The following is a 3490-nucleotide window of genomic DNA, read 5'->3' as shown; positions in this document are numbered from 1 at the left end:
CGGTGGTTGAGCTCGTAGCCCAGCTCGTAGATGGCCTTCTCCAGCAGATAGGCCTCTAGCAGCACTTCCAGCTCCTGCGGGCTGCGGGGCAGAAAAGCCCCTTGGGAAGCCACCTGGAGATACTCGGCCAAGAAAGCAGCACAAACCCAGCGGTGCCAAAACTGGGCCCAGCGCATCATGTCGGGGCACTTGTCCCCGCAGACCAGGCCGCTTTCCAGTTGCTGGCGCAAGCCGGTGTGAACGGCGTAGTGGAAAGAGCGCAGCATCCCTGCCACATCCCGCAGGGGGCAGCGTTTGAGGCGGCGTTCTCCCAGGGAGCGGGCCGGCTCCCCTTCAAAGTCGATGATGACAAAGTCCTTGCCGGTAAACAGCACCTGGCCCAAGTGGTAATCCCCATGGCAGCGAGTGCGCAAAGCCGTGATCTTCCGCTCCAGGATGAGGCGGAAGCGGCTCATGATCTCCCCTTCTTGGTCGCGAACAGCCCGGGCCAACTTGGCCTCCACCTCCGGCAGCTTGGGGATCTGCTTGTTCAGCAGCGGAAACACCTGCCCCACCAAATTGCGCATGGATTGATAGATGGAGCGTTGGTAGAGACTGGAGAAGGGCTCGGGGGCAAAGTCTTTGTTTTCGGTGTCGGCAGCCAGAGCAAGGTGCAGCTCGGCGGTGCGCTTGGCCAAGATCCGCACCGACTCCAGGTAGCTGCCAATGGTGGCGTAGGCCAGCTCCGGCAAGGGGAGTTGAGACAGCTCCAAGAAGGATCCCTGCGGAACGGGCACGGGATCCACCTCTAGGTAGTGAACCAGCACCGTCTCGAAAAACTGCCCCAGGCTGTCCAGCGTGTAGTGCCAGGCATCCCCCTCGTTGGGGATGTACTCCTGCAAAATGGCCAACGTGATGGGCTGATCGCTGGGATCAAAGCCCCGCGCCCCACGGCGGCGGCGATATTCCAGGGATCCCAACAGCCGCGGCACCCGCACCTGGGGATGGTGCTCCAGCAGGTAGCGGCCGATCTCTAGCTCTGGATTCACCCCCTCGGCCACCTTGCGATAGAACTTGAGGATGTACTGATTGCCGTAGACCACCGAGGTGTTGCTCTGCTCCGCCTTGAGGATGCGGGGTTCAAGGCCGAGGTCGTACTCAAAGGGAGCAAAGGTGGTGGCCCACAGCTCCCCTGAGGAGTGGCGCAGGCGGCCCTGCTGGGCGATGATCTGCAGCGGCAACGACAAAAAGGTTTTATCGGCCAGCGCGTCGAAAAGCACGCCCGGCGGATCCCCGGCCACCTGCACAGGGAGGATGACTGCCTGGGGCGCCTCTACGCGCAGGTGCAGGGCCGCCTCTTGAGTGGCGTAGCCCACGGGTAAAGAGTAGAGTTCTGCTTCCCCCTCGGTAAACTCGACTTGCAAGAGCAAAATCTGGCCCCGAAAGGGGGGATCCCCTTCCCGGTTACAGGGAATGGCATCCAAAACCTGGGCCGACTGGATCTGGCGGGCTTTGGAGCCGAACCAACGGCAGCGGTAGAGGTAGTCGCCCAAGACCGCCTCCACCTGCTTTTGGCTTTCCCCTTGAAAGAGGCTTTCCCAGGTGCCGTTTTGAACCAGCAGGGTGGGCAGGCGATCCAACTCTTCCGGCTTGCTGTGGCTAGGGTGGATCCGCTCCGTTGGTCGCTGCGGCTCGAGGGAAAACCAGTAGAAGGAGTGAGGGCCCAGGGTCAGGAAATAGGGCAGTTGGCCGATGGGAGGAAACGGCGTGCGCCCGAAGATCTCCACCGGGATCAGCCCCTCCCAGTGAGCCAAGTCCAGCTCCACGCACTGCACATAGCGGGAGAGATTGGCCACCACCAGGATGCGCTCGTCGCCGTAGGCCCGCATGAAGGCCAGCACCTTGCGGTTTTCCGGGTGCAGCAGCTCAAAAGAGCCGCGGCCAAAAGCTTGGAAGCGCTTGCGCACCGCGATCATCCGTTTCATCGTCCACCACAGGGAATAGGGGTTGTTCCGCTGCGCTTCCACGTTGACGGTTTCGTAGTGGTACTCGGCGTCGATGACGATGGGCAGGTAGAGCTTCTGCGGGTTAGCCCGAGAGAAGCCGGCGTTGCGGTCGGCGCTCCACTGCATCGGCGTGCGCACGCTGTTGCGATCCCCCAGGTAGATGTTGTCCCCCATGCCGATCTCGTCGCCGTAGTAGATCACCGGCGTGCCGGGCAGAGAAAACAGCAGGCTGTTCATCAGCTCGATGCGGCGGCGGCTGTTGCCCAGCAGGGGCGCCAAGCGGCGGCGGATGCCCAGGTTGACCCGCGCGTTGGGATCCTTGGCGTACACCTGGTACATGTAGTCCCGCTCTTCGTCGGTGACCATCTCCAGGGTGAGCTCGTCGTGGTTGCGCAAGAAAATGGCCCACTGGCAGGTTTCGGGAATGGGGGGAGTCTGCTGCAGGATGTCGATGATGGGGAAGCGATCCTCCATCTGGATGGCCATGAACAGCCGCGGCATCAGGGGGAAGTGGAAGTCCATGTGGCACTCGTCCCCGTCGCCGAAGTAGGCCACAGCATCTTCCGGCCACTGGTTGGCCTCTGCCAGCAGCATGCGATGCGGATACCTTTGGTCGATGTGTTTGCGCAGGGCCTTGAGGAAGAGGTGGGTTTCCGGCAGGTTCTCACAGTTGGTGCCCTCCCGCTCGTACAGATAGGGCACCGCGTCCAACCGCAGGCCGTCCACCCCCATGCTCAGCCAAAAGTCCACCACCTCGAAGATGGCCTTCTGCACGGCAGGATTGTCGTAGTTGAGATCCGGCTGGTGGGAGTAGAAGCGATGCCAGTAGTAGGCTTTGGCCACCGGATCCCAGGCCCAGTTGGAAGTTTCAAAGTCTTGAAAGATGATGCGGGCCTCTTTGTACTTTTCCGGGGTGTCGCTCCAAACGTAGAAGTCCCGCTCGGGGGTGCCGGGGGCGGCGCGCCGAGCCCGCTGAAACCAGGGATGCTGATCGGAGGTGTGGTTGAGGATCAGCTCGATGATGACGCGGATCCCGCGTTGGTGGGCGGCATCTAGAAAGATTTTGAAGTCCTCTAGGGTGCCTAGGGTGGGGTTGACGTTGGTAAAGTCAGAAACATCGTACCCATCATCCCGCAGAGGGGAGGGGAAAAAGGGCAGCAGCCAGAGGGCCGTGATGCCCAGATCCTGCAGGTAGTCCAGCTTTTCCGTCAGGCCCTGGAAGTCGCCCACTCCATCGCCATCGCTATCGGCAAAAGCCCGCACCGGTAGCTCGTAGATGATCGCGTCTTTGTACCAGAGGGGGTTGTGGGTTAAGGGAGAGACGATGCTGCGCAGAGGGGCTTGGCTCATCATATCGGCAATAGAAACAGGATTTGGACACCTTGGCAACCCTAACCGTTGAGTGGGGATCCCCTCAATAGGCTGCAGCCTTTTCTTGGGTGCCAGGGATCCCGGCAGGCGGTGCGGTTTTGGGCCTGACAGGGCGATTTTAACCCCTCACCCCC

General features: G+C 61.4%; 1 protein-coding gene. It reads right to left on the bottom strand.

Features of this window, described 5'->3' with window-relative positions; all coding sequences use genetic code 11:
- On the bottom strand, positions 1-3338 hold a 3338-nt coding region (gene treS / locus NW844_RS11550), incomplete at its 3' end, for a maltose alpha-D-glucosyltransferase (protein ID WP_414335806.1).
- Between the last annotated feature and the right edge of the window lie 152 nt (positions 3339-3490).

It is taken from the genome of Synechococcus sp. H55.2, from assembly GCF_047462495.1.
In the GTDB taxonomy this organism is placed as follows: domain Bacteria; phylum Cyanobacteriota; class Cyanobacteriia; order Thermostichales; family Thermostichaceae; genus Thermostichus.
The sequence above is the reverse complement of the archived record's forward strand: the minus strand, read 5'-3'. Positions and strand labels throughout refer to the sequence as shown.